Annotated in this window: 16 protein-coding genes; 10 read left to right on the forward strand and 6 right to left on the reverse strand. The window is 72.3% G+C overall.

Annotated elements, in window-relative coordinates; genetic code table 11:
* Window positions 1-13: 13 nt before the first annotated feature.
* Window positions 14-1,501, reverse strand: coding sequence for a sugar transferase (locus ACFY15_RS01695; RefSeq protein ID WP_390685408.1), 1,488 nt, complete (start codon window positions 1,499-1,501; stop codon window positions 14-16).
* 382 nt (window positions 1,502-1,883) lie between these two features.
* On the opposite strand from ACFY15_RS01695, the gene ACFY15_RS01700 reads away from it, so the two are divergent.
* Window positions 1,884-4,157, forward strand: a complete 2,274-nt coding sequence (locus ACFY15_RS01700; RefSeq protein ID WP_390685407.1) for a M4 family metallopeptidase — start codon at window positions 1,884-1,886, stop codon at window positions 4,155-4,157.
* Window positions 4,158-4,279: 122 nt separating this feature from the next.
* Here the strand turns inward: ACFY15_RS01700 and ACFY15_RS01705 are convergent, their stop codons facing one another.
* Both ACFY15_RS01705 and ACFY15_RS01710 read right to left on the reverse strand, forming a co-directional pair.
* Window positions 4,280-4,783: a hypothetical protein gene (locus ACFY15_RS01705; RefSeq protein ID WP_390685406.1), complete on the reverse strand. Its 504-nt coding sequence runs from the start codon at window positions 4,781-4,783 to the stop codon at window positions 4,280-4,282.
* A gap of 309 nt (window positions 4,784-5,092) precedes the next feature.
* Window positions 5,093-6,616 (reverse strand): MFS transporter, encoded by a 1,524-nt coding sequence (locus ACFY15_RS01710; protein ID WP_390824871.1) that lies wholly within the window; start codon window positions 6,614-6,616, stop codon window positions 5,093-5,095.
* Between the two features lie 159 nt (window positions 6,617-6,775).
* Between ACFY15_RS01710 and ACFY15_RS01715 the strand changes: the two genes are divergently transcribed.
* Entirely contained in the window at window positions 6,776-7,804 is a 1,029-nt protein-coding gene (locus tag ACFY15_RS01715) for an Lrp/AsnC family transcriptional regulator (RefSeq protein ID WP_390685404.1), read from the forward strand.
* A 6-nt stretch (window positions 7,805-7,810) separates the two neighbouring features.
* Here the strand turns inward: ACFY15_RS01715 and glgP are convergent, their stop codons facing one another.
* Both glgP and ACFY15_RS01725 read right to left on the reverse strand, forming a co-directional pair.
* A complete protein-coding gene (gene glgP / locus ACFY15_RS01720; protein ID WP_390824872.1) occupies window positions 7,811-10,450 on the reverse strand; it encodes an alpha-glucan family phosphorylase in 2,640 nt (879 codons plus the stop codon).
* A 76-nt stretch (window positions 10,451-10,526) separates the two neighbouring features.
* Window positions 10,527-11,384, reverse strand: coding sequence for a hypothetical protein (locus tag ACFY15_RS01725; RefSeq protein ID WP_390685402.1), 858 nt, complete (start codon window positions 11,382-11,384; stop codon window positions 10,527-10,529).
* A 498-nt stretch (window positions 11,385-11,882) separates the two neighbouring features.
* On the opposite strand from ACFY15_RS01725, the gene ACFY15_RS01730 reads away from it, so the two are divergent.
* From ACFY15_RS01730 to ACFY15_RS01750, 5 genes are all read left to right on the forward strand, one after another.
* Window positions 11,883-13,877: a maltotransferase domain-containing protein gene (locus tag ACFY15_RS01730; protein WP_390685401.1), complete on the forward strand. Its 1,995-nt coding sequence runs from the start codon at window positions 11,883-11,885 to the stop codon at window positions 13,875-13,877.
* Window positions 13,874-15,580, forward strand: a complete 1,707-nt coding sequence (treS, locus tag ACFY15_RS01735; RefSeq protein WP_366452001.1) for a maltose alpha-D-glucosyltransferase — start codon at window positions 13,874-13,876, stop codon at window positions 15,578-15,580. The genes ACFY15_RS01730 and treS overlap by 4 nt, the downstream gene beginning before the upstream one ends.
* A 173-nt stretch (window positions 15,581-15,753) precedes the next feature.
* On the forward strand, window positions 15,754-17,187 hold the full coding sequence (locus ACFY15_RS01740; protein ID WP_390685400.1) for a maltokinase: 1,434 nt from the start codon (window positions 15,754-15,756) through the stop codon (window positions 17,185-17,187).
* Window positions 17,184-19,496 (forward strand): 1,4-alpha-glucan branching enzyme, encoded by a 2,313-nt coding sequence (gene glgB, locus ACFY15_RS01745; protein ID WP_390685399.1) that lies wholly within the window; start codon window positions 17,184-17,186, stop codon window positions 19,494-19,496. Before ACFY15_RS01740 ends, glgB begins: the two co-directional genes overlap by 4 nt.
* A 283-nt stretch (window positions 19,497-19,779) precedes the next feature.
* Window positions 19,780-20,472 carry an XRE family transcriptional regulator gene (locus ACFY15_RS01750; RefSeq protein ID WP_390685398.1) on the forward strand — a complete coding sequence of 231 codons (693 nt, stop codon included), beginning with the start codon at window positions 19,780-19,782 and terminating at the stop codon, window positions 20,470-20,472.
* 110 nt (window positions 20,473-20,582) lie between these two features.
* Here the strand turns inward: ACFY15_RS01750 and ACFY15_RS01755 are convergent, their stop codons facing one another.
* Window positions 20,583-21,608 (reverse strand): ATP-dependent 6-phosphofructokinase, encoded by a 1,026-nt coding sequence (locus ACFY15_RS01755; RefSeq protein ID WP_390685397.1) that lies wholly within the window; start codon window positions 21,606-21,608, stop codon window positions 20,583-20,585.
* Window positions 21,609-21,838: 230 nt separating this feature from the next.
* On the opposite strand from ACFY15_RS01755, the gene pta reads away from it, so the two are divergent.
* From pta to pyk, 3 genes are all read left to right on the forward strand, one after another.
* Window positions 21,839-23,929, forward strand: coding sequence for a phosphate acetyltransferase (pta, locus tag ACFY15_RS01760; RefSeq protein WP_390685396.1), 2,091 nt, complete (start codon window positions 21,839-21,841; stop codon window positions 23,927-23,929).
* Between the two features lie 58 nt (window positions 23,930-23,987).
* Window positions 23,988-25,202, forward strand: coding sequence for an acetate kinase (locus ACFY15_RS01765; protein WP_390685395.1), 1,215 nt, complete (start codon window positions 23,988-23,990; stop codon window positions 25,200-25,202).
* Window positions 25,203-25,264: 62 nt separating this feature from the next.
* Window positions 25,265-26,695 carry a pyruvate kinase gene (gene pyk / locus ACFY15_RS01770; protein WP_390685394.1) on the forward strand — a complete coding sequence of 477 codons (1,431 nt, stop codon included), beginning with the start codon at window positions 25,265-25,267 and terminating at the stop codon, window positions 26,693-26,695.
* Window position 26,696 lies beyond the last annotated feature (1 nt).

Genomic DNA, 26,696 nt, shown 5'->3' on the forward strand with positions numbered 1-26,696 from the left:
CAACCCGGGCCCCTCAGTACGCTCCGCGGCCGTCGACGACGGCGCGGAGGGTACGGCCCATGACGTCGACATCGCTGGTGAAGGACCAGTTGTCCACGTACTGGAGATCAAGCTGAATCGTTTCATCCCAGGAGAGGTCGGAGCGTCCGCTGATCTGCCACAGCCCCGTCATCCCGGGCCGTACCGTGAGCCGGCGCAGCTCGACCTCGTCGTACTCCGCCACCTCCTCCGGCAGCGGCGGGCGCGGGCCGACCAGGGACATGCTGCCCGTCAGGACGTTGAACAACTGAGGCAGTTCGTCCAGCGAGGTGCGGCGCAGCAGCCTGCCCACCCGGGTCACCCGGGGGTCCCGGCGCATCTTGAACATCAGCCCGTCGTTGTCGTTGGACCCCGACAGCTCGGCCTTGAGCCGGTCGGCGTCCACCACCATCGTGCGGAACTTCCACATGACGAAAGGGATCCCGTCCCGCCCGATCCGGCGCTGGCTGTAGAAGGCCGGGCCGCGCGAGCCGAGGCGGATGGCCAGCACGAGCCCGAGGAACAGCGGTGACAGCAGGAGCAGTCCGGCCGCGGCCGCGACCCGGTCGAGCACCGACTTCAGCAGGGTCTGCGCCCCCCGCCGCACGGGCGGGGCGACCCGCAGCACGGCGAGCCCGCCGGCGGACAGGGTCTCCAGCCGTTTGACGGAGACCTCCACCAGGCCGGGGAAGACCGCCATCTCCAGGCCCTCGTCGTGCAGCGCCCACGCCACCCGCCGCAGCCGCTCCCCCGCGATCCGCGCCCCGGGCACCACGAGCACCAGGTCGGCGTGGTGGCTGCGGACCGCGCCGAGCACGGCGGCCGAGTCCTCGGACAGGGCCCCGGGCATCCGCGCGGCGAGCCGGGCCGCGACGGGCACCCCGCCCTCCAGGGAGCCCTCGCCGACCGGGAGCACGCCGACGACCACGTACGGGTGGTCGGTGCGCGCGGCGAGGTGCGCGATGACGTGTTCGGCGGCGGCCGGCTCCCCGACCACGAGCACCCGGCTGACGGCCTGGGCCGCGCGCCGGGCCGCGAACAGGTGACGGTAGATCAGTTTGCGGCAGGCGACGGTGACGAGCAGCGCCGGCAGCAGCGCCCCGAGGGCGGCCAGCCGCGGGGTGCTCTCCCCGGTGACCACGCGGGCGACGGCCAGGACACCGATCAGAATCAGCCAGTCGTGCACCATCGGCAGCACGCCGCGGGATTCGCCGAGCGCGCGGGTGGCGTAACGTCGGCGCAGCGCCTGCACGCCCGTCCACGCGAGGGCCGCGCCCAGGGCGCAGTACACCGGCCTGGCCTGCTGCGCCGCGTCGAAGACCAGGCCCACGGGAACGGCGGCGCCGGCGAAGTCGGCGGCCACGGCGGCGGGCAGGTACCAGCGGGCCTTGTCACCGATGCGCCGCGCGGGGGCGTCCGGGGCCCCGTCCGCATCCCCGGCCGCCGCGGCCACTCTTTGCGCAGGAAAATGGACATGCCTCATGGGCCCCCCTGGCACGTGGTCTATGTCGGTGGCGCTTGTCCGCCGCTTCCCCAAGCAACGAACATCTGTCGCACCGGGAAACAGTACGACAAACGCCCGTACGGTAAATGCCGTTCGACTGAACGCCGCCTCTTGTTACCCAAGGGTTAGCAACCGGTACCAACCGTTCCACGGCACCCGGAGCGCCCTCGCACACAAAGGTGAATGGTCCGGATACCGGATACGTCTCTTCGGACAACGAACCGTTTCCAGCCAACCTTTTGATGTGACCCTGACATCGGACACTCCAGGTGGCACGCTCTGATCCGTTCATCGCACAGCCCTGATCTGCCCGGAGGCCCACCCAGCCATCCGGAACCCCCCCTTGCAGAAGGAGTCTGCGTTGAGTCCCACCCCCCAGCGGCGTGCCACCGCGGCCGGCGCACTCGTAGCCGCGGCTGCCCTGGTCGCCGTAGGTATGCAGGCCGGTACCGCCACCGCCGCCGCCGACGTCACCGCGTCGCAGGCCCGCACGGCCGCCCAGCCCAACCCGGGCGCGGCCAACCTCGTACTCAGCGCTTCGGAGCGTGCGACGCTCATCAGCGAGGCCAACTCGACCACCGCGCAGGCCGCCAAGGCGCTCGGCCTCGGCAGCGGCGAGAAGCTGATCGTCCGTGATGTGTCCAAGGACGCCGACGGCACCACGCACACCACCTACGAGCGGACCTACGACGGCCTGCCCGTGCTCGGCGGCGACCTGACCGTCCACGCCAAGGGCGGCGTCACCAAGAGCGTGACCAAGGCGACCCAGCACGAGATCAAGGTCGCGGACACCAACGCCACGGTCAGCACCGCCGCCGCAGAGGACCAGGCGGTCTCCGCCGCCAACTCCGCGGGCTCCAAGCAGTCCAAGGCCGACAAGGGCGCCCGCAAGGTGATCTGGGCCGGCTCCGGCGTCCCGGTCCTCGCCTTCGAGACGGTCGTCGGCGGCCTCCAGGACGACGGCACCCCCAGCCGCCTGCACGTGATCACCGACGCCAGGACCGGCGCGAAGATCACCCAGTGGCAGGCCGTCGAGACCGGCACCGGCAACACGCAGTACAGCGGCCAGGTGACCCTCGGTACCACCCAGTCGGGCAGCTCCTACACCCTGACCGACGGCGGCCGCGGCGGCCACAAGACGTACAACCTCAACGGCGGTTCGTCCGGCACCGGCACGCTCTTCAGCAACTCCACCGACACCTGGGGCAACGGCCTGCCCTCCAACAAGGAAACGGCCGGCGCCGACGCCGCCTACGGCGCCCAGCTGACCTGGGACTACTACAAGAACGTCCACGGCCGCAACGGCCTGCGCAACGACGGCGTGGCCCCCTACAGCCGGGTCCACTACGGCAACGCGTACGTCAACGCCTTCTGGGACGACTCCTGCTTCTGCATGACCTACGGCGACGGCTCGGGCAACAGCAAGCCCCTGACGTCCATCGACGTGGCCGCGCACGAGATGACCCACGGTCTGACCTCGGTCACCGGCAACATGACCTACAGCGGTGAGTCCGGCGGCCTGAACGAGGCCACCTCCGACATCATGGCGGCGGCCGTCGAGTTCTGGGCCAACAACGCGAACGACGTGGGCGACTACCTCGTCGGCGAGAAGATCGACATCAACGGCGACGGCAGCCCGCTGCGCTACATGGACAAGCCGAGCAAGGACGGCGCGTCGAAGGACGCGTGGTACTCCGGCATCGGCTCGGTCGACGTCCACTACTCCTCGGGTCCGGCCAACCACTGGTTCTACCTGGCCTCCGAGGGCTCCGGCGCCAAGGTCATCAACGGCGTGAGCTACAACTCGCCGACCTCCGACGGCCTCCCGGTCACCGCCATCGGCCGTGACGCCGCCGCGAAGATCTGGTTCCGCGCGCTGACGGTGGGCTACTTCAAGTCGACCACCAACTACGCCGACGCCCGCGTCCAGACCCTGAAGGCCGCCGCCGACCTGTACGGCCAGGGCTCCGCCACGTACAACAACGTGGCGAACGCCTGGGCCGCCATCAACGTCGGCCCGCGCATCAACGACGGGGTCACCGTCACCGCGATCCAGAACCAGACCACCCAGGTCAACACCGCGGTGAGCCTCCAGGTCCAGGCGACCAGCACCAACGCGGGCGCCCTGACCTACGCGGCGACAGGCCTGCCGGCCGGCCTGTCGATCAACTCCTCGACCGGTCTGATCTCCGGTACGGCGACCACCACGGGCACGTCCAACGTGACCGTCACCGTCACCGACTCGGCGAGCAAGACGGGCACCGCGTCCTTCACCTGGACCGTCGGGACCTCGCAGCAGAACGTGTTCGAGAACACGACCGACTACGCGATCAACGACAACGCCACAGTCGAGTCCCCGATCACGGTCACCCGCACGGGCAACGCACCGAGCACCCTCAAGGTGGACGTCAACATCCTCCACACCTACATCGGTGACCTGAAGGTCGACCTGGTCGCCCCCGACGGCACGGTCTACAACCTGCACAACCGTTCCGGCGGCAGCGCCGACAACATCATCAAGAGCTACACGGTGGACGCCTCCTCCGAGGTCGCCCAGGGCGTCTGGAAGCTGCGCGTGAACGACAACGCCACCTTCGACACCGGCAGGATCGACAGCTGGAAGCTCACCTTCTGACCCCTCGGGGCAGGCAGTGAACCACGGCTGAACCGCTCAAACCACGGGGCCGCCCGGGAGGAATCCTCCCCGGGCGGCCCTGTCCCATGCGCCCCTGCGGTGCGGGGCACGCGGGCGGTGGATCAGCCGATCGAACGGAAGGCCGCGCCGAGGAAGGCCCGGTCGAAGACGACGCGGTCCTTGCCGCGGTCCTGACGGGGGCGGGCGCGGTCCTCGTCGCCCCAGTCGTCGTCGCGGTCGTGGCGGCCGTGGTGGTGGTCGTCCGTCGGCTTGAGGTACACCGAGCGGGCGTTCAGGTCGTGCGCGCGCTCGCCCGGCCGCAGCGCCTCCTGGGTCTCGCCGCCGCAGCTGTTGTCACGGAAGACGAGGGCCAGCGAGTCCGTGTCGTTCTGCACCGCGAAGGCCGACCGGTTGCGGCTGGTGCCCGTCAGGCGGTAGCAGGTGTCGTTGTCGCCCGGCTCGATCGTGCCGTGGCGCACGTCCCCGTCGTCGTCCGTGAACCGGTAGTGGATCTCGCCGAGGGTGCCGTGGTCGTGGTCGTTGGCCAGGGCCTGGCCGGAGGCGGGAAGGACCAGTGCGACGGCGAGGAGGGCGGTGGCTGCTGTGGCTGTGGAGCGAAGGCGCATGGGGGGTCCGTTTCTCGCGGGGGCGTCCGCGGGGCAGCCTAGGAGCCCGCGGGGCGGCGTGGCCGGTGCCATGCGCCAGGATGTTCGGAGGTTCACCCTCCTGGAGCGCCCTGCCCCGCCGCTGCGCGGGCCTGGTCCCCTACCCGCCCTTCCACCGTTCCCAGGGGCTCCGCCCCTGACCCCGTGCGTGCGCTGCGCACCCGTGCGCTCGAACGCGGCGCGGGGTCTGGGGCGGAGCCCCAGGGAACGGGCGAAGGGCGGGGCGGGGAGCAAGGGCCCGCGCAGCGGTGACCCGGCCGGCCGGAGCCCTTACGCCGGCTGCTGCGGCCGGGTCGGGTCGGTGGCCGGGGACGGGGTCGGGACCTTGGCGGCGTCCGTGCCGGCCGGTGCCGTGCGGCGCATCAGCAGGACCACCGCCAGACCGCCGGCCAGGCCCAGCGCGCCCGAGACCACGAAGGTCTCCCGCAGCCCGCTCGCGAAGGCCACGTCCACCCAGGCCCGGGCCCCGGGCACGGCCTCCAGCAGCCGGCCGGCCCCGCCGGAGGCCAGGGCGTCGGCGGTGCCGGCGGGCCGCCCGTCGAGCCCGTCCGCCAGCCCGGCCTGGAACACGGCACCCAGCACCGCGATGCCCAGAGCCGTGCCCAGCTGCCGCGAGGTGTTCAGCACCCCGCCGGCCATGCCCGCCCGTGCCGGGGGCACCGCCCCCATCGCGGCGGCGGCCAGCGCCGGCATCGACACGCCCACCCCGACCCCGGTCAGCGCCAGCCCCGGCACCAGCGCGGGCCAGCTGTCGCCGGCGTCGAGCATCCAGGCCTGGAGCAGCGCTCCCCCGCCGATCAGCAGCAGCCCGCCGCCGATGGTCAGCCGCGCGGAGACCCCGTGCAGCAGCCGCCCGGCCACCGCCGCGACGACGAAGGCCGCCAGGCTCATCGGCACCAGCGCCAGACCGGCGCCCACCGGGGTCATGCCCTCGGCGGACTGCAGCCACAGGGAGACGTACATCAGGTAAGAGAACGCCGCCCCGGAGGTCAGCAGTCCGGCGGTCATCACCGCCACGAAGGCCGGGCTGCGGAAGAGCGAGAGGTCCAGCATCGGGCGGGAGCCGCGCAGCTCGACGAGGACGAAGCAGGCGAAGGCGGCCGCCGCCAGGGCGAACAGCCCGAGGGTCGCGGGCGAGCCCCAGCCGTCCTCACCGGACCGGATCAGCGCGTAGGTCAGGGCCCCGGCCCCCACGGTGAAGGTGGCCATGCCCGGCAGGTCGAGCCCCCGGGCCCGCGGGTCGCGGGACTCCGTCACCGCCCTGAGGGTCACGAACACGGCCAGGGCGCACAGGGGCAGGTTGATGAAGAAGATCCAGCGCCAGCCGAAGTGCTCGGTGAGCAGCCCGCCGACAATCGGCCCGGCCGCCGCGGCGGCGCCGTTGACCGCGCCCCACACGCCGAAGGCCACCCCGCGGTCGCGGCCCTGGTAGGAGGCGCTGAGCAGGGCCATGGAGGTGGCGGCCATCGCCGCGCCGCCTATGCCCTGGACGGCGCGGAAGGCGATCAGCGCACCCGGTCCGCCGGCCAGGCCGCAGACGAGGGATGCGGCGGCGAAGACCACGAGCCCGCCGAGGTAGACCCGGCGGCGGCCGATCCGGTCGGCGAGCGACCCCGAGCCGAGCAGCAGGGCGGCGAGGGCGAGGGCGTAGATGTCCATCACCCACTGGAGCCCCGAGAAACCGGTGTGCATGTCGGCGGCCATGTCCGGGAGGGCGACGGTCACGATCGTGACGTCGACCAGGAGCATGAACGCCCCGATGCACACCGCCGTCAGGGGCAGCCATTTGCGCATGGGGATTCTCCTCTGGTTCTTGCGGGCCGGGGTCGTCGGTGCCCGGCGTCGGGTCTTCTCTGCGGTCGCCCCACCGTGGCAGCGGAGCCCCGAATCACCCACCCGGAAGGCCGGTTCCGCAGGATTCCGGTCATTGCCTCACCTGGAATGATGGAAACCATGCATCTCACGACCCGCGGGGACCGGTCCACCGAGCTGGACGCCTTCGACCAGGCCCTGGCCCAGGCCCTGTCCATCGACGGCCGGGCCCCCTTCAGCCGGCTGGCCGAGGTACTGGAGGTCTCCGACCAGACGGTGGTGCGCCGCTACCACCGGCTGCGCGGCAACGGCCTGCTCCGGGTCGTCGGCCTGCCCGTCGGCGGCCGGGTCGGGCTGTTCGAGTCCTGGGTGCGCGTCCAGTGCGCCCCGGACGCGGCGGTCGCGGTGGCCGAGGCGCTGGCCCGCCGGCCGGACATCGCCTGGGTGACCCTGAACTCGGGCGGTACGGAGATCCACTGCATGACCCGTGCCCGGACCCGCGAGGACCGGGACGCCCTGCTGCTGGAGAAGCTGCCGCGCACCCGCCGGGTGACCGCCATCAGCGCGCACACCGTCCTGCGCAAGTACATCGGCGGCCCCGGGGTCTGGGCGGCACTGAAGGGGCTGCGCCCGGACCAGATCGAGGCTTTGCGCCCGCCGCCGCCCGCGCCGGAGTACAAGGAGGCGCGCTACACCCTCGACGAGGCCGAGCTGGCCCTGCTGGCGGTCCTGCGGCAGGACGGCCGGGCCGGCTACCCGGAACTGGCGCGGGCCTCGGGCCTGTCGGAGTCCACGGCCCGGCGCCGGCTGGAGCGGCTGCGGGAGCGCGGGGCGGTCTACTTCGACGTGGAGATCATCCCGGAGCACCTCGGCTACGAGGCGGACGCCTCCCTGCTGCTGACCGTTCCGCCGGCCCGGCTGGCTGAGGTGGGGGCCGCGCTGGGCAGCCATCCGGAGGTGCCGTTCGCGGCGGCCATCACCGGGGCGGCGAACCTGCTGGCCGTGGTGGTGTGCCGGGACACCGACGCGCTGTACACGTACCTCACCGAGCGGATCGGCGCGGTGCCCGGCATAGGGCAGGTGGAGGTCATCCCGAATCTGCGGACCCTCAAGCGGGCCGGGATGCTGGTCGAGGACGGGCGGCTGGTCGACCCGCCGCCCGCCCCCTGACCCGGGTCAGCGCAGCAGGACGCCGCCCGTCGCCGTGTCGGCGTCCACCGGGCCCGCGACCAGGCCCAGTTCGGCCGGGGTGGCCAGCATGGGGTGCGTGGGCAGGACCCGTACCGTGTAGCCGAAGGGGCCCGTCCGGTCGAGGGCGAGGGGACCCTCGTAGACCCAGCGCCCCTCCAGGTCGGGACCGGCGGCGGGCTTGAGCGGGAAGGCCCGCCCGTCCTTGATCACGTCCTCGGAGTCGACCCGGCCCGCGACCGCCTGCACCTCCACGTCGTCCGGCGCGAGCGCGTCGAGCGCCACCCGGACCCGCAGCGTGAGGGTGGCGCCCAGCTCGGCGGTACCGCCCACCGGCGTGGCGGCGACGGCCTCCACGTGCTCGACGGCCACCCTCGGCCAGGCCGCCCGGACCCGGCCCTTCCACCAGGCCAGGTCCCGCGCCGCGTCGGCGGTCAGGGCGCGGTGCGCGAGCGCCGCCGGAGCGTAGAGCCGTTCCACGTACTCCCGTACCATCCGCCCCGCGAGCACCTTCGGGCCCAGGGACACCAGGGTGCGTCGGACCATCTCGATCCAGCGGTCGGGCAGCCCGGTGCGGCCTGCCCGGTCGTAGAAGCGGGGCGCGACCCGGTTCTCGATCAGCTCGTAGAGGGCGGCCGCCTCCAGGTCGTCGCGCCGCTCCTCGTCCGTGCCGAGCCCGTCGGCGGTGGGGATGGCCCAGCCGAAGTCGGGCTCGAACCACTCGTCCCACCAGCCGTCCAGCACCGACAGGTTGAGGCAGCCGTTGAGCGCCGCCTTCATCCCGCTGGTCCCGCAGGCCTCCAGCGGCCGCAGCGGGTTGTTGAGCCAGACGTCGCAGCCCGGGTAGAGCTTCTGCGCCATGCCCATGCCGTAGTCCGGCAGGAAGACGATCCGGTGCCGCACGCGCGGGTCGTCCGAGAAGCGCACCAGCTCCTGGACGAGCCGCTTGCCGCCGTCGTCCGCCGGGTGCGCCTTGCCCGCGACGACGATCTGCACCGGGCGCTCCGGGTCCAGCAGCAGGGCGCGCAGCCGCTCGGGGTCGCGCAGCATCAGCGTGAGCCGCTTGTACGAGGGGACGCGGCGGGCGAAGCCGATGGTCAGCACGTCCGGGTCGAGGACGCCGTCCACCCAGCCGAGCTCGGCGTCGGCGGCGCCGCGCTGCTTCCAGGAGGCGCGCAGCCGGTCGCGCACCTCCTGGACCAGCTGCTCGCGCAGGGAGCGCCGTACGTCCCACACGTCCTGGTCGGCGATCTGCGCGACGGCGTCCCAGCGGGTGGAGCCGCCGACCGCGAGGGCGTCCTCGGTGCGTCCGGCGCCGATCTGGCGGGCGCCCAGACGCATGACCTCGGGGGCGACCCAGGTCGGTGCGTGCACCCCGTTGGTCACGGAGGTGATGGGCACGTCGGCCGGATCGAAGCCCGGCCAGAGCCCGGCGAACATGCCGCGGCTGACCGCGCCGTGGAGGGTGGAGACCCCGTTGGCGCGCTGGGCGAGGCGCAGTCCCATGACGGCCATGTTGAACACCCCCGGGTCGCCGCCGGGGTAGGACTCGGCGCCGAGTTCCAGGATCCGTTCGACGGGCACGCCGACCAGCTCGCCGCCCTCGCCGAAGTGCCGGGCGACGAGGGAGCGCTCGAAGCGGTCGATGCCGGCGGGGACGGGGGTGTGGGTGGTGAAGACGGTCCCGGCGCGGACCGCTTCGAGGGCGGCGTCGAAGCCCAGGCCCTGCTCCCCCTCCAGTTCCCTCATGCGTTCGAGGCCGAGGAACCCGGCGTGTCCCTCGTTGGTGTGGAAGACCTCGGGTTCGGGGTGGCCGGTGATGCGGCAGTAGGTGCGGACGGCCCGGACGCCTCCGATGCCGAGCAGCATCTCCTGGAGGAGGCGGTGGTCGCTGCCGCCGCCGTAGAGGCGGTCGGTCACCTCGCGGGCGCCGGCGTCGTTGTCCTCGACGTCGGAGTCGAGCAGGAGCAGCGGGACGCGGCCGACGCGGGCCTGCCAGATGTGCGCGTGCAACGACCGTCCGCCGGGGAGGGCGAGGGTCACGCGGGCGGGGGTGCCGTCCTCCTGGCGGAGCAGGGCGAGGGGCAGTTCCTGGGGGTCGAGGACCGGGTAGTGCTCCTGCTGCCAGCCGTCGCGGGAGAGCGACTGGCGGAAGTAGCCGTGCCGGTAGAGCAGGCCGACGCCGATGATCGGGACGCCGAGGTCGCTGGCGGCCTTGAGGTGGTCGCCGGCGAGGATCCCGAGCCCGCCGGAGTACTGGGGGAGGGCTGCGGTGATGCCGAATTCGGGGGAGAAGTAGGCGATGGCGGCGGGCAGCCCGCCGCTGTTCTCGTGGGTCTGGTACCACCTCCCGCCGTGGACGTAGTCGTCGAGGTCGGCGACCGCGACGGCGAGCCGCCGCAGGAAGCGCCGGTCGGCCGCGAGTTCGGCGAGCCGGGTGGCGGAGACCGAGCCGAGCAGCCGGACGGGGTCGCCGGCGGCGGCCTGCCAGCCCTCGGGGTCGACGGATTGGAAGAGTTCGCGGGTTTCCGTATGCCACGACCAGCGCAGGTTGCGCGCGAGTTCGGCGAGTGGCATGAGCGGCTCGGGGAGGACGGGGCGCACGGTGAATCGACGGATAGCCTTCACGTGTTCCACCTTCGCAGGGGATGACGGATCGGAGCGGCCGCACCACGCTGTGCAGGCGCGCAACGCCCCCGGAAGGCTACTGCCGGATCCGGTCCCCGGGCGGCCGTTCGTCCAACAGGTCGTCCAGATGCGGGCGCAGCGAGGGCGGCAGGGCGGCGCGTTCGAGGCCGCGCAGCAGGACGAGCACCGGGAACGAGACGAAGACGGCGAGGCGGAGCAGGGCGTGCAACTCGCCCTCCAGGGCCTCCGGGTCGGTCTCGGCCGCGGCGGCCCGGGCGAGGGCGGCGCAGAGCCGGCGCCCGGCGTCGTCGTCCCAGGAGTCGGGCCAGTCGCAGGCCTCGGCGGCGGCCAGGCAGCGCACCCGGGGGTCGGGCGAGAGGAGCCCCTGGACGCACTCCCGCGCGCGGGGGTCGGCGTCGAGGCGGTCCCACTCCTCCAGCCCGCGCGCCCCGGTCCCGGAGAGCAGGACCCGGGCGCTGCTGCCGGCGTCCAGCCGGTCGACGGCCCGCCCGTAGAGCTCGATCCGCTCCAGCACCACCCACGCCCCGCCGGTGGTGCGCAGCCGCGACCCGGCGCGGGGGGCCCCGCGCAGGCAGCGGACCACGGCGAGGGTGGCAGCGGCGCCGCCGGGGGTGACGGGGGCGGAGACCTGGAGCCGGCCGGCCCGCGAGAGGAGCCGCTCCAGGGCGGGCGGCGCGGGCCAGAGCAGTCCGAGCCGCTGGAGCCCGAGGTCGCTGATCCCCGCCTCGACGGCGACGAGCGCGCCGACCTGCGCCTCCAGCGCGGCCGGGTCCTCCTCCACGCAGGCGGCCTCGACGAGCACTCCGGCCAGTTCCGCCTCCGCCCCGGGATCCCACACCGCTTCGCTCACCCACCGCGCGGCCCCTTCCCGCTGCCGGGGGTCGGGATGCACGAGCTGCTCGGTCAGACCCATGCGGCGCATTCTCGCGCGGATCACGTCCCCGGATGACCCCTTCCGAAATGCTGAAACACCGTCAGCCTCCGGTGCGGGGCGCTCGGCCCCGCGCCCGCGTCCCGGCGCCCTGGCGGGGCGCCGGGGACCGGTGGGACAGGGGGTGCGGGGGTGTCGGGCCGGACCTCACCTGGTCCCGGCCGACTTGACGGAGCCTCGGCCGATGTCGACCAGGGGCTTGGGGAATCGGGCGCTCCTTACGTACGAGTAGTTGACCGACAGCACGGATTGGGCGCTGCGGGATTGGGAAGGGCTCAGCGGGTACACGCGGTACACGCACGGCGCACCCTCCCCCGACCTTCTCCCGCCACCCGAGTGAACGCGGACAGGAGCGGCCATGCCCGCAGCCCAGCCGTCTTCCGAGCGGCTAGAAACAGAGCGAACAGAGCGTGCACTACCAGCCGTGATTCCGGCTGGCCCGTCACCGAGCCCTGCGAACTGCCTTCAGGTGATCCCATCATGATCGGTCGCATTCCCGTGCTGGACGTCCGCCCCGCCGTCGACTGTGGCGCCAGACCCGCCAAAGCGGTGGTGGACGAGGTCTTCGAGATTTCCGCCACCGTCTTCCGCGAGGGGCACGACGCCGTTTCCGCCCATGTCGTCCTGCGCGATCCCAGCGGGCGGCTGCGCCCGCCGGTTCCGATGCGCGAGCTGGCCCCCGGTACCGACCGGTGGGGAGCCCGCGTCTCCGCCGAGATCGAGGGGAGGTGGACGTACACCGTCGAGGCGTGGAGCGATCCGGTCGCGACCTGGCGAGCCCAGGCCGCGGTCAAGATCCCGGCCGGCCTCGACACCGGCCTGACGCTCCTCGAGGGCGCCGAGCTCTACGAGCGGGCCGCCGCCAAGATCCCCAAGCGCGACGGACGCGAGGCCGTGCTGGCCGCCGCGGACGTGATGCGCGACGAGGACCGGCCCGTGGAGGTGCGCCACGCGGCCGCGCTCGCCCCGGCCGTCGACGCGGCGCTCGCCCGGCGCCCCTACCGGGAGCTGGTGACGTCCGCGAAGGCGCTGCCGCTGCTCGTCGAGCGCAGGAGGGCCCTCTTCGGCTCCTGGTACGAGATGTTCCCCCGCTCCGAGGGAGCCGTGGTGGAGCCCGGCTCGAACCCCGTGAGCGGCACGTTCCGGACCGCCGCCGAACGGCTCCCGGCCATTGCCGCGATGGGTTTCGACGTGGTGTACCTGCCACCGGTCCACCCGATCGGGTCGACCTTCCGCAAGGGCCCCAACAACACCCTTTCGGCGGGAAGTTGGGATCCGGGAGTACCGTGGGCCATCGGCTCCCCGGAGGGCGGGCACGACGCCGTCCACCCCGACCTGGGGACCCTGGAGGACTTCGACGCCTTCGTCGCACGGGCCCGCGAGCTCCGGATGGAGATCGCCCTCGACTTCGCCCTCCAGTGCTCCCCGGACCACCCCTGGGTGGAGAAGCACCCGGAGTGGTTCCGCCACCGCGCCGACGGGACGATTGCCTACGCCGAGAACCCGCCGAAGAAGTACCAGGACATCTACCCGATCCACTTCGACACGGACATGGCCGGGATCATCGAGGAGACCTGCCGGATCCTGCGCCACTGGATGGACCACGGGGTCCGGATCTTCCGCGTCGACAATCCGCACACCAAGCCGGTCGTCTTCTGGCAGAAGGTGATCGCGGACATCAACAGGACAGACCCGGACGTGATCTTCCTGGCGGAGGCCTTCACCCGGCCCGCCATGATGCGCGCCCTGGCCTCGATCGGCTTCCAGCAGTCGTACACGTATTTCACCTGGCGCAACACCAAGGCCGAGCTGACCGAGTACCTGACCGAGCTGTCCGGCACCCGCTCGGCCTCCGTGATGCGGCCGAACTTCTTCGTCAACACGCCGGACATCCTCCACGAGTACCTCCAGAAGGGCGGCCGCCCCGCCTTCGAGGTCCGGGCGGTCCTCGCCGCCACCCTCTCCCCGACCTGGGGCGTCTACGCCGGCTACGAGCTCTGTGAGAACGAGCCGGTCCGCGAGGGCAGCGAGGAGTACCTGAACTCCGAGAAGTACGAGCTGCGCCCCCGCGACTGGGCGGCGGCCGACCGCGAGGGCCGCTCCATCGCCCCGCTGATCACCGCCCTGAACCGGATGCGCCGGCGCAACCCCGCCCTCCAGCAGCTGAGGGACATCCACTTCCATTCGACCGACAACGAACAAGTGATCGCCTATTCGAAACACGCGGAGGGCAATTCCGTACTGGTGGTCGTCAACCTCGATCCGCACCACACCCAGGAGGCGACGGTCTCGTTGGACATGCCGGTACTCGGCCTCGACTGGCACGGGTCCCTCGCGGTGCGCGACGAGCTCACCGGCGAGACCTATCACTGGGGCAGGGCGAACTACGTGCGCCTGGAACCGGGCCGTACGCCCGCGCACGTCCTGGCCGCCCTGCGACCGTCCCCGCCCACCGGAGGGTCACCCACCACATGATGATCAACGACCCCGTCCACGACACCTTCGAGGACACCCCCGCCAAGGACCGCGACCCCGACTGGTTCAAGCGGGCCGTCTTCTACGAGGTCCTCGTCCGCTCCTTCCACGACAGCAACGGCGACGGCGTCGGGGACCTCAAGGGGCTCACCCAGAAACTGGACTACCTCCAGTGGCTGGGGATCGACTGCCTCTGGCTGCCGCCGTTCTTCGCCTCGCCGCTGCGCGACGGGGGCTACGACGTCTCCGACTACACCTCGGTGCTCCCCGAGTTCGGGGACCTCGCCGACTTCGTGGAGTTCGTGGACGCCGCACACGGCCGCGGCATGCGGGTGATCATCGACTTCGTCATGAACCACACCAGCGACCAGCACGAGTGGTTCCAGCAGTCCCGCAAGGACCCGGACGGGCCCTACGGGGACTACTACATGTGGGCGGACAACGACAAGCAGTACCAGGACGCCCGCATCATCTTCGTCGACACCGAGACCTCGAACTGGACCTACGACCCGGTCCGCAAGCAGTACTACTGGCACCGCTTCTTCTCGCACCAGCCGGACCTCAACTTCGAGAACCCGGCCGTGCAGGAGGAGATCATCTCCGCCCTGCGGTTCTGGCTGGACCTCGGCATCGACGGCTTCCGCCTGGACGCCGTGCCCTACCTGTACGCCGAGGAGGGCACCAACTGCGAGAACCTGCCCCGGACCCACGCGCTCCTCAAGCGGGTCAGGGCGGAGATCGACGCACACTACCCGGACACCGTCCTGCTCGCCGAGGCCAACCAGTGGCCCGAGGACGTCGTGGACTACTTCGGGGACTACGCGACCGGCGGGGACGAGTGCCACATGGCCTTCCACTTCCCGGTCATGCCCCGCATCTTCATGGCCGTGCGCCGCGAGTCGCGCTACCCCGTCTCCGAGATCCTGGCCAAGACCCCGGCGATCCCGGACCGCTGCCAGTGGGGCATCTTCCTGCGCAACCACGACGAGCTGACCCTCGAAATGGTCACCGACGAAGAGCGCGACTACATGTACGCCGAGTACGCCAAGGACCCGCGGATGCGGGCCAACATCGGCATCCGGCGCCGGCTGGCCCCGCTCCTGGACAACGACCGCAACCAGATGGAGCTGTTCACCGCCCTGCTGCTGTCCCTGCCCGGCTCGCCCGTCCTGTACTACGGCGACGAGATCGGCATGGGCGACAACATCTGGCTCGGCGACCGCGACGGGGTCCGCACGCCCATGCAGTGGACCCCCGACCGCAACGCCGGTTTCTCCTCCTGCGATCCGGGAAGGCTGAACCTGCCGGTCATCATGGATCCGGTCTACGGGTACCGCGTCACCAACGTCGAGGCCGCGATGTCCTCGCCCTCCTCGCTGCTGCACTGGACCCGCAGGCTGATCGAGGTCCGCAAGGCGAACCCGGCCTTCGGCCTCGGCTCGTACACCGAACTCCCCTCGTCCAACCCGGCCGTCCTCGCGTTCCTGCGCGAGTTCGGGGACGACCTGGTGCTGTGCGTGCACAACTTCTCCCGCTTCGCACAGCCCACCGAGCTGGACCTGCGGTCGTTCAACGGGCGGGTCCCGGTGGAGCTCACGGGCGACGTGCGCTTCCCGCCGATCGGTGAATGGCCGTACCTGCTGACCCTGGCGGGCCACGGCTTCTACTGGTTCCGCCTGCGCCGGGAACAGCCCGGCCTGTAGGCCAGTCGCGCGAACCTGCGCGCCACCGGAACGGGGCGGGCACTCCAACGGGTCAACGCCCGCCCCTGTACGGAGCATCCTGACCCGACACTCGCACTTACCGGAGAAGCAACTGCCGCACATCCGGGACACTCTGCGCATTCTGTGACGGCCCGGGGAAAGGACGCGACGCCATGTCGGAGGCTGCATCCGCCCGGAGCCGGCTGACGGCCGACCGGGCCGCCGGGATCGGCCCGCTCGAACCGATGCTGAGGGAATGGCTGCCCGCGCAGCGCTGGTTCGCGGGCAAGGGACGCGGGATCGTCCGGCTCAGGGCCGTCTCGGCGGCCGAACTGCTGCCGCCGGGCTCCGTCCCGGGACTGCTGCACCTGCTGCTCGACGTGGACGGGGACTGCTACCAACTCCTCCTGGGCATCAGGCCGTCCCCGCTGCCGCCCGCCCTCGCCCCCGCCCTGATCGGCCACCCCCGGTCCGGCCCGTACGCGGGCAGGGCGGTGTACGAGGCCCTGGGCGACCCCCGGCTCGCCGCCATGCTGCTGGAGCGGCTGCGCTCCCCCGGCACCCTGGGGCCGCTGCGCTTCGACCGGGACCCGGACGCCCCGATCGAGGCCGGACTCGCCCCCCGGCCGCTGTCCGGGGAGCAGACCAACTCCTCTCTGATCTACGGGGACGCGTACATCCTCAAGGTGTTCCGCCGGGTCGGCCCCGGGACCAACCCGGACCTGGAGCTGCCCAGAGCCCTCGCCGCCGCCGGCTGCGCACGCGTCCCCGCCCCGGTCGCCTGGTACGAGGCCGCGCCGGGCGGCGGAGAACCGTTGACCCTCGGCGTGCTCCAGCCCTACCTGCGCGGCTCCGACGACGGCTGGCAGCTGGCCCTGCGCCGGCTCGGGGCCGGCGCCGACTTCACCGCCGAGGCGCACGCCCTGGGCCGGGCCACCGCCGAGGTGCACAGCGCCCTGGCCGGCGCCCTGCCCACCCTGGCCCTGGGGCCCGAGCAGACCGCCCGGCTCGCCGCCGGGATGACCGCGCGGCTGGCCGCCACCGCCCGCGAGGTGCCCGCGCTGCGGCCCTACGAGGCCGGGCTGCGCGGCGCCTTCGACGCGCTGGCCGCCTCCCGGGGCGCCGGAGTGCCCGCCCAGCGCATCCATGGGGACCTGCACCTGGGCCAGACCCTGCGCACAGCCGACGGCAGCTGGGCGCTGATCGACTTCGAGGGCGAGCCCGCCCGCCCGCTGGCCGACCGCCGCCGCCCCGAACCGGCCGTCCGCGACATCGCCGGGATACTGCGCTCCTTCGACTACGCCGCCCGCTCCCACCGGCCCTTCGCCCCCGCCTGGGCGGACGCCTGCCGGGCCGCGTTCTGCGAGGGCTACGCCCGCACCACCGGCCGCGACCCGCGCGAGGACCCGGTCCTGCTGCGGGCGTACGAGACCGACAAGGCGGTGTACGAGGCCCGCTACGAGTCCCGGCACCGCCCCGACTGGCTGCACGTCCCGATGGCGGCGATCCGCCGGCTGTCGGCGCCCGAACGCCCCGCCCACCGCATGCCCCCGCCCGTACCCGGCACCACCCCCCACCCGAAGCCCCCGAGGAGGCCGCTCGCGTGAGCGCCGCACGACAGCCGTCACCGACCGTCCGAGAGGAAGCCGCCCCCGACGCGGCCCCGACGCCCGCGCCGAAGACGGCCGCCCGGCCGCCCGTACCCAGGGGGTCGCGGGCCCGTCGCGCCGCGCCGCCCCACGGGGTCCGGCCGGCCGCCGCGCTGGACGCGGGGGAACGGGCCCGGCTGCTGGAGGGCCGCCACCACGACCCGCACGCGCTGCTCGGCGCCCGCGCCCAGCGGGGCGGGGTGACCTTCCGGGTGCTGCGCCCCTACGCGAAGGCCGTCACGATCGTGGCGAAGGGGCTGCGGGCCGAGCTCTTCGACGACGGCGACGGGCTGTTCTCAGGGCTGCTGCCGCTGACCGGGGTGCCGGACTACCGGCTGCTGGTGACCTACGACAGCGACGAGGTCGAGGTCCACGACCCCTACCGGTTCCTGCCCACCCTCGGCGAGCTGGACCTGCACCTGATCGGCGAGGGCCGGCACGAGGAGCTGTGGACGGCCCTGGGCTCGGAGGTCATGGAGCACCAGGGGGTCTGCGGCACCCGTTTCACGGTGTGGGCGCCGAACGCGCAGGGGGTGCGGGTCACCGGGGACTTCTCCTGCTGGGACCCGGTGGCGTACCCGATGCGCTCGCTGGGCTCGACCGGGGTGTGGGAGCTGTTCCTGCCGGGGGTGGGCGAGGGGGCCCTGTACAAGTACGACGTCACCCGCCCGGACGGGGGCCACACCCTGCGGGCCGACCCGATGGCCCGGTACGCGGAGGTCCCGCCGGCGAACGCCTCGGTGGTCACCGCCTCCCGCTACGAGTGGGGGGACGCGCGGTGGATGGCCGCGCGGGGGCTGCGCCCGGCGCACCAGTCGCCGATGTCGGTGTACGAACTGCACCTGGCGTCCTGGCGGCCGGGGCTGAGCTACCGCAGCCTGGCCGAGCAGCTGCCCTCGTACGTCAAGGAGCTGGGCTTCACGCACGTGGAGTTCATGCCGGTCGCCGAGCACCCCTTCGGCGGCTCGTGGGGCTACCAGGTGACCGGCTTCTACGCGCCGACCTCGCGGCTGGGCACCCCGGACGACTTCCGCTTCCTGGTGGACTCGCTGCACCGGGCAGGGATCGGGGTGATCGTCGACTGGGTGCCGGCGCACTTCCCGCGGGACGCGTGGGCACTGGCCGAGTTCGACGGGCGGCCGCTCTACGAGCACCAGGACCCCCGGCGGGCCGCGCACCCGGACTGGGGGACGCTGGAGTTCGACTACGGGCGCAAGGAGGTCCGCAACTTCCTCGTGGCCAACGCCGTGTACTGGTGCCAGGAGTTCCACGTGGACGGGCTGCGCGTGGACGCGGTGGCCTCGATGCTGTACCTGGACTACTCGCGCGCCGAAGGCGACTGGTCGCCCAACGAGCACGGCGGCCGGGAGGACCTGGACGCGGTGGCGCTGCTCCAGGAGATGAACGCGACGGTGTACCGGCGCTGTCCGGGGGTGGTGACGATCGCGGAGGAGTCCACGGCCTGGAACGGGGTGACGCGGCCCACGGACTCGGGCGGGCTGGGCTTCGGGCTGAAGTGGAACATGGGCTGGATGCACGACACGCTGCGGTACGTGTCGAAGGAGCCCGTGCACCGCAAGTACCACCACCACGACATGACCTTCGGGATGGTGTACGCGTTCAGCGAGAACTTCGTGCTGCCGATCTCGCACGACGAGGTGGTGCACGGCAAGCGCTCGCTGGTGTCGAAGATGCCGGGCGACTGGTGGCAGCAGCGGGCCACGCACCGGGCGTACCTGGGGTTCATGTGGGCCCATCCGGGCAAGCAGCTGCTGTTCATGGGGCAGGAGTTCGCGCAGGGTTCGGAGTGGTCGGAGACCTACGGGCCGGACTGGTGGCTGCTGGACACCTCCTACCCGGCGGCCGGGGACCACCGGGGGGTGCGGGAGCTGGTGCGCGACCTGAACCGGGCGTACACGGCGGCGCCGGCGCTGTGGGAGCGGGACTCGGTGCCGGAGGGCTTCGCGTGGGTGGACGCGGACGCCTCCGACGACAACGTGTTCGCGTTCCTGCGCTACGGACACGACGGCTCGCAGCTGCTGTGCGTGTCGAACTTCTCCCCGGTGGTCCGGCACGGGTACCGGATCGGGGTGCCGGAGGAGGTCCCGGCGTGGCGGGAGGTCCTCAACACGGACCGGGAGGTGTACGGAGGGAGCGGCGTCCACCACGGCCGTCCGCTGCGTCCCGAGCCGGTGCCGGCCCAGGGGCGCGCCAAGAGCCTGCGGCTGACGCTCCCGCCGATGGCGACGGTCTGGCTCAGGCCCTGAGTGCGTGGGGCCCTCGCCACCCCCGTATGCGAGGGCCCCGTTATGGATCACGCAAGGCATAGGGGCGTGGTTCACGGTGTGTGGCGGGGATCACGCGACGGGTCCCCGGAGGCACCTGAAATGGAGTGGCCTGATCCGTACCCTGTACAGGGATCTTCCGGCCCTCCGATTACCGGACAGTCGCCGGGAAAACCGCATAAAGTCATGAACTGCCTAGGACTTTCCTACGAGTTATTGGCTTGTTTGATTGGTCTGTAGTCGCAGCGGCTCGGCCACTCCTACGGTGTGCCCTGTGCACTCCAGCCCACCTTTCAATGCCCCCGCCGCGCGTCGCCTGCGCGCGGCCCTGGGCATGGCGCCCGGTCATGTCGCCTACGGCCTGCGGGCCCAGTACGGCCTGCTCGTCGCGCCCGAGACCGTGACGGCCTGGGAGCAGGGCGAGCAGTCGCCCAGCTCCGCCGAGCTCACCGCCCTCGCCGGCGTGCTCTGGTGCTCCCCCGGGGAGCTGCTCGCCGAGCCCGTGACCCTGCGGGAACACCGGCTGGCCCGGGGCATGGACCCCGAGGACCTGGCCCGCCGGGTCGGGCTGGAGCCGGGCGCGTACCTCAAGATGGAGGACAGCGGGCGCTGGAAGGGCAACGAGCGCCAGTCCGCCGCCCTCGCCTCGGCCCTCAAGCTGAGCCTCGCCCAGTTCGTGGCGGTGACCGGCAAACAGGAGGAGCTCGACGGGCTGCTGCGCAGCGCGGCGACCACCCGCTGGCAGGCGTACGCGAAGCCGCTGGCCAAGCTGCTGCCGGTGCCCAGGTCGCATCTGGAACGGGTCCTGGAGCTGCTCCACAACGAGTACCAGCAGCGGATGGCGGCCACGGTGAGCTGGGGCGGCGGCGAGAGCTCGACCTGGACCGGCGACGCCGGCCGGGAGTACCTGGAGGCGATCTCGGAGCGGTTCTGGTCGCTGGCCGGCGGTGCGGGATAGGACGCTCCGGGCGCGGCGGCCCCGGACGCCCCCCTCGCCGGAGGACGTCCGGGGCCGTTCGGCGCGCGAGCGGGGGCGCAGGTCCCGGCGGGCCGGGCCGTACGGTCCGCTCAGAAGACGGACTCGGCCTCGTACATGCGGCCTTCGGGGACGGTCTTCAGCTCGGTGACGGCCTCGGCCAGCGGGGCCATGACCACGTCGGTGCCGCGCAGGGCGGTCATGTTGCCGAAGTCCCCGCGGTGCACGGCCTCCACGGCGTGCCAGCCGAAGCGCGTCGCCAGGACGCGGTCGTAGGCGGTGGGGACGCCGCCGCGCTGGACGTGGCCGAGGATGACCGGGCGGGCCTCCTTGCCGAGGCGGTGCTCCAGCTCGGCGGCCAGGCGGTTGCCGATGCCGGCGAAGCGCTCGTGGCCGTAGGCGTCGATCGCGCCCTTCTCGTACGGCATGGAGCCCTCGGCCGGGTGCGCGCCCTCGGCCACGCAGATGACGGCGAACTTCTTGCCCCGGGAGAACCGTTCCTCCACCATCTTGACCAGGGCGTCCACCTCGAAGGGGCGCTCCGGCAGGCAGATGCCGTGGGCGCCGCCGGCCATGCCGGACTCCAGGGCGATCCAGCCGGCGTGGCGGCCCATGACCTCGACGACCATCACGCGCTGGTGCGATTCGGCGGTGGTCTTGAGGCGGTCGATGGCCTCGGTGGCGACGGTGACGGCGGTGTCGAAGCCGAAGGTGCGGTCGGTGGCGGAGATGTCGTTGTCGATGGTCTTCGGAACGCCGACGACCGGCATCCCCGCGTCCGAGAGCATCCGCGAGGCCGTCAGGGTGCCCTCGCCGCCGATCGGGATCAGGGCGTCGAGCTCGTAGCGCCGGGCCAGCTCGTGCGCGTTCTCGGCGGCCTCGTGCAGCCGGGCCCGCTCCATGCGCGCCGAACCCAGGATGGTGCCGCCGCGGGCCAGGATGCCGCTGACGGCGTTGATGTCCAGGGAGCGGTAGTGGCCGTCGAGGAGGCCCTTGAAGCCGTCCTCGAATCCGATGACCTCGTCGCCGTGGCCGACCAGCGCGCGGTGTACGACCGACCGGATGACGGCGTTCAGGCCGGGACAGTCGCCGCCTGCGGTGAGAACTCCGATACGCATCGTCCTGTGTCTCCTGCTCCTGGTCGTACCTGATGGGCGTATTGATCCCACGTGTCCGATTGTTCCATGGCGGCAGGGTGGCCCGCGCTCCGCGCCGCTCCGCCCACCAGGCCTTTCGCCCCCGCCCTCCGGGCCTTTCTTCCGTCGGGTGCTTTATCCACTGAACGGGGTATTGTCAAGAGGTCGAGCCGCACCAAACAGATATCCACCAGCATGGACGGAGACCAGGCGTGACGCGCAGCGTGTACGTGACCGGGATCGAGCGGGGGGACGGCCGCCAGGTCGTCGAACTGGGGATCATGGAGCTGCTGACCCGCCGGACTAGCCGGGTCGGCGTCTACCGTCCGCTGCTGCACGATGCGCCGGACCGCCTCTTCGACCTGCTGAAGGCCCGCTACCGGCTCGACCAGGACGCCTCGGACGCGTACGGGATGGAGTACGGCGAGGCCTCCGCCGTCCTGGCCGAGAAGGGCACGGACGAGCTGGTCTCCCGGCTCGTGGACCGCTACCACCGGGTGGCCCGCGACTACGAGGTCATGCTGGTCCTCGGCACCGACTACGCCGACACCAACCTGCCCGACGAGCTGGCCCTGAACGCCCGCCTCGCCAACGAGCTCGGCGCGGTCGTGGTGCCCGTGGTCGGCGGCACCCGGCACGCGGCCGACGCCGTGCGCGCCGAGGCCCGCAACGCCCACCGGGCCTACGAGAGCCTGGGCTGCCACGTCGTGGCGATGGTGGTCAACCGGGTCTCCCCCGCGGACCGGGACTCCATGGCGGAGCGGCTGGCCGCCCGCCTGCCCGTGCCCTGCTACGTCCTGCCGGAGGACAAGTCCCTGTCCGCCCCGACCGTCGCCCAGATCACCCGGGCGCTCGGCGGCGAGGTGCTGCTCGGCGACGACGCCGGGCTGGCGCGCGACGCCGTGGACTTCGTCTTCGGCGGCGCGATGCTGCCCAACTTCCTGAACGCCCTGACCCCCGGCTGCCTGGTGGTCACCCCCGGGGACCGCGCCGACCTCGTCGTCGGGGCCCTCGCCGCGCACGCCTCCGGCACCCCGCCGATCGCGGGCGTGCTGCTGACCCTGGGCGAGCGCCCGGGACAGGACGTCCTGGCCCTCGCCTCGAAGCTGGCGCCCGGCACCCCCGTGGTCTCGGTGGCCGGCAACAGCTTCCCGACAGCCGCCGAACTCTTCTCCCTGCAGAGCCGTCTGAACTCCGCGACCCCCCGCAAGCTGGAGACCGCGCTCGGCCTCTTCGAGCGGCACGTGGACACCGCCGAGCTGCGCGGGCTGCTGTCGGTGGCCCGCTCGGAGCGCGTCACCCCGATGATGTTCGAGCACGAACTGCTGGAGCGGGCCCGCTCCCAGCGGCGGCGCGTGGTCCTGCCCGAGGGCACCGAGGAGCGGGTGCTGCGGGCGGCCGACGTGGTGCTCCGCCGGGGGGTCTGCGACCTGACCCTGCTGGGCGACGAGCAGGCCGTCCTGAAGAAGGCCGCGGACCTGGGCGTCGACATCTCGGGCGCGCAGCTCATCGACCCGGCCGTCTCCCCGATGCGGGAACGGTTCGCCGAGTACTACGCCCGGGCCCGCGCCCACAAGGGCATGACCGTCGAACTGGCCCACGACGTGGTCACCGACGCCAACTACTTCGGCACGCTGATGGTCCAGGAGGGCCTGGCCGACGGCATGGTCTCCGGCTCGGTGCACTCCACCGCCGCGACCATCCGCCCCGCCTTCGAGATCATCAAGACCAAGCCCGAGGCGTCGATCGTCTCCTCCGTCTTCTTCATGTGCCTGGCCGACCAGGTCCTCGTGTACGGCGACTGCGCGGTCAACCCGGACCCGAACGCCGAGCAGCTCGCCGACATCGCCGTCCAGTCGGCCGCCACCGCCGCGGCCTTCGGCGTCGAGCCGCGGATCGCGATGCTCTCGTACTCCACCGGCACCTCGGGCTCCGGCGCGGACGTGGACAAGGTCCGCAAGGCCACCGAGATCGTCCGCGAGCGCCGGCCGGACCTGCTCATCGAGGGCCCGATCCAGTACGACGCGGCCGTGGAGCCCTCGGTGGCGGCGACCAAGCTGCCCGGCTCCGAGGTGGCCGGCCGGGCGAGCGTGCTGATCTTCCCGGACCTGAACACGGGCAACAACACGTACAAGGCCGTGCAGCGTTCGGCGGGCGCCGTCGCGGTCGGCCCGGTGCTCCAGGGCCTGCGCAAGCCCGTCAACGACCTCTCGCGCGGGGCACTGGTCCAGGACATCGTCACCACGGTGGCCATCACCGCGATCCAGGCCCAGACCCAGGGCGCACCGGCCCCCACCGCCTGACCCTCCCCCAGCACCCCTCCCCCGCCTCCCCGCCCGTTCCGAAGGAAAGACACCCGCCGTGACCGCAACGCGCGTACTCGTCCTCAACTCCGGCTCCTCGTCGGTCAAGTACCAGCTCCTCGACATGGCGGACTCCTCCCGCCTGGCGGTCGGCCTGGTGGAGCGGATCGGGGAAGAGGGCTCGCGCCTGGTGCACGAGCCGCTCGCCGGGCCCGGGGCCGGGGGCGGCAAGCGCGAGCGGACCGGCGCGATCGCGGACCACGCGCAGGCCCTGCGGGCGGTCGCCGAGGAGCTGGCCGCCGACGGCCTGGGCCTGGACTCCCCCGAACTGGCCGCCGTGGGCCACCGGGTGGTGCACGGCGGGACCCGGTTCGCCGCACCGACGGTGATCGACGACGAGGTGCTGGCGGAGATCCGCAGCCTGATCCCGCTGGCCCCGCTGCACAACCCGGCGAACGTGACGGGCATCGAGGTGGCGCGCGGGCTGCGCGCGGACCTCCCGCAGGTGGCCGTCTTCGACACGGCCTTCCACGCGACGATGCCGGAGCACGTGGCCCGGTACGCGATCGACGCGTCGACCGCCGAGAAGTACTCCATACGGCGCTACGGCTTCCACGGCACCTCCCACGCCTACGTCTCGCGGGCGACGGCCGCGCTGCTGGGCCGCGCGGTGGAGGACGTGAACGTGATCGTGCTGCACCTGGGCAACGGCGCCTCCGCCTCGGCCGTGCGCGGCGGGGTGTGCGTGGAGACCTCGATGGGCCTGACCCCGCTGGAGGGGCTGGTCATGGGGACCCGCTCGGGGGACCTGGACCCGGCCGTGATCTTCCACCTGGCGCGGGTGGGCGGGCTGTCGGTCGACGAGATCGACTCGCTGCTCAACAAGAAGAGCGGTCTGCTGGGTCTGTGCGGCGACAACGACATGCGCGAGGTGACCCGGCGGGCGGGCGAGGGCGACGAGTCGGCGCGCCTGGCGCTGGCCGCGTACGTCCACCGGCTGAAGAAGTACATCGGCGCGTACACGGCGGTGCTGGGCCGGGTGGACGCGGTGGTGTTCACGGCCGGTGTCGGCGAGAACGCCTCGGTGGTCCGGGAGGCGGCGGTTTCCGGACTGGAGGCACTGGGGCTCGCACTGGACCCGGAGGCCAACGCGGCGCGGTCCGCGGAGCCCCGGGTGATCTCGCCGGACCACGCCCGGGTGGCGGTGGCCGTGGTGCCGACCGATGAGGAGCTGGAGATCGCCACCCAGGCGTACGCGCTGGTTACCCCGTAGTCACTTGGACTTTCCACCAGACGGAATATTCCGCTACGAAACAAACGGATAGGATCCGCTTCATGCGCCGTTCCAAAATCGTCTGCACGCTGGGCCCCGCCGTCGACTCGCTTGAGCAGCTGAAAGCACTCATCGAGGCAGGTATGAACGTGGCCCGATTCAACTTCAGCCACGGTTCCCAGGCAGAACACCAGGAGCGGTACGACCGCGTCCGGAGGGCTTGCGAGGAGACCGGGCGCGCGGTCGGCGTCCTCGCCGACCTCCAGGGTCCGAAGATCCGCCTGGAGACCTTCGCCGAGGGCCCCGTCGAGCTGGTGCGCGGTGACGAGTTCACCATCACCACCGAGGACGTCCCGGGCGACAAGTCCATCTGCGGCACCACCTACAAGGGCCTCCCGGGCGACGTCGCCAAGGGTGACCAGATCCTGATCAACGACGGCAACGTCGAGCTGCGGGTGACCGAGGTCGACGGCCCGCGGGTCAGGACCATCGTCATCGAGGGCGGTGTCATCTCGGACCACAAGGGCATCAACCTGCCGGGTGCCGCCGTGAACGTCCCCGCCCTGTCCGAGAAGGACGTCGACGACCTGCGCTTCGCCCTCCGCATGGGCTGCGACATGGTCGCCCTGTCCTTCGTCCGCGACGCCAACGACGTCAAGGACGTCCACCGCGTCATGGACGAGGAGGGCCGCCGGGTCCCCGTCATCGCCAAGGTGGAGAAGCCTCAGGCCGTCGAGAACATGGAGGCCGTGGTCGCGGCCTTCGACGCGGTCATGGTGGCCCGCGGCGACCTGGCCGTCGAGTACCCGCTCGAAAAGGTCCCGATGGTCCAGAAGCGGCTCATCGAGATGTGCCGCCGCAACGCCAAGCCGGTCATCGTCGCCACCCAGATGATGGAATCGATGATCACCAACTCCCGGCCGACCCGCGCCGAGGCCTCCGACGTCGCCAACGCCATCCTCGACGGCGCCGACGCGGTCATGCTCTCCGCCGAGTCCTCCGTGGGCGCCTACCCGATCGAGACCGTCAAGACGATGTCGAAGATCGTCACCGCGGCCGAGGAGGAGCTGCTCTCCAAGGGTCTCCAGCCGCTGGTCCCGGGCAAGAAGCCGCGCACCCAGGGCGGCTCCGTCGCCCGCGCGGCCTGCGAGATCGCGGACTTCCTCGACGGCAAGGCCCTGGTCGCCTTCACCCAGTCCGGCGACACCGCCCGCCGCCTGTCGCGCTACCGCGCCCAGCAGCCGATCCTGGCGTTCACCACCGACGTGAACACCCGCAACCAGCTCACCCTGAGCTGGGGCGTCGAGTCGGCCATCGTCCCGCACGCCGACAGCACCGACGCGATGGTCGAGCTGGTCGACGCCGAGGTGCTGAAGCTCCAGCGCTTCAACGCCGGCGACACCATGATCATCACCGCCGGCTCGCCCCCCGGCGTCCCGGGCACGACCAACATGGTCCGCGTCCACCACCTGGGCGGCACCGGCCGCGACTGAG

This window comes from Streptomyces sp. NPDC001373, assembly GCF_042895815.1.
Lineage (GTDB): Bacteria > Actinomycetota > Actinomycetes > Streptomycetales > Streptomycetaceae > Streptomyces.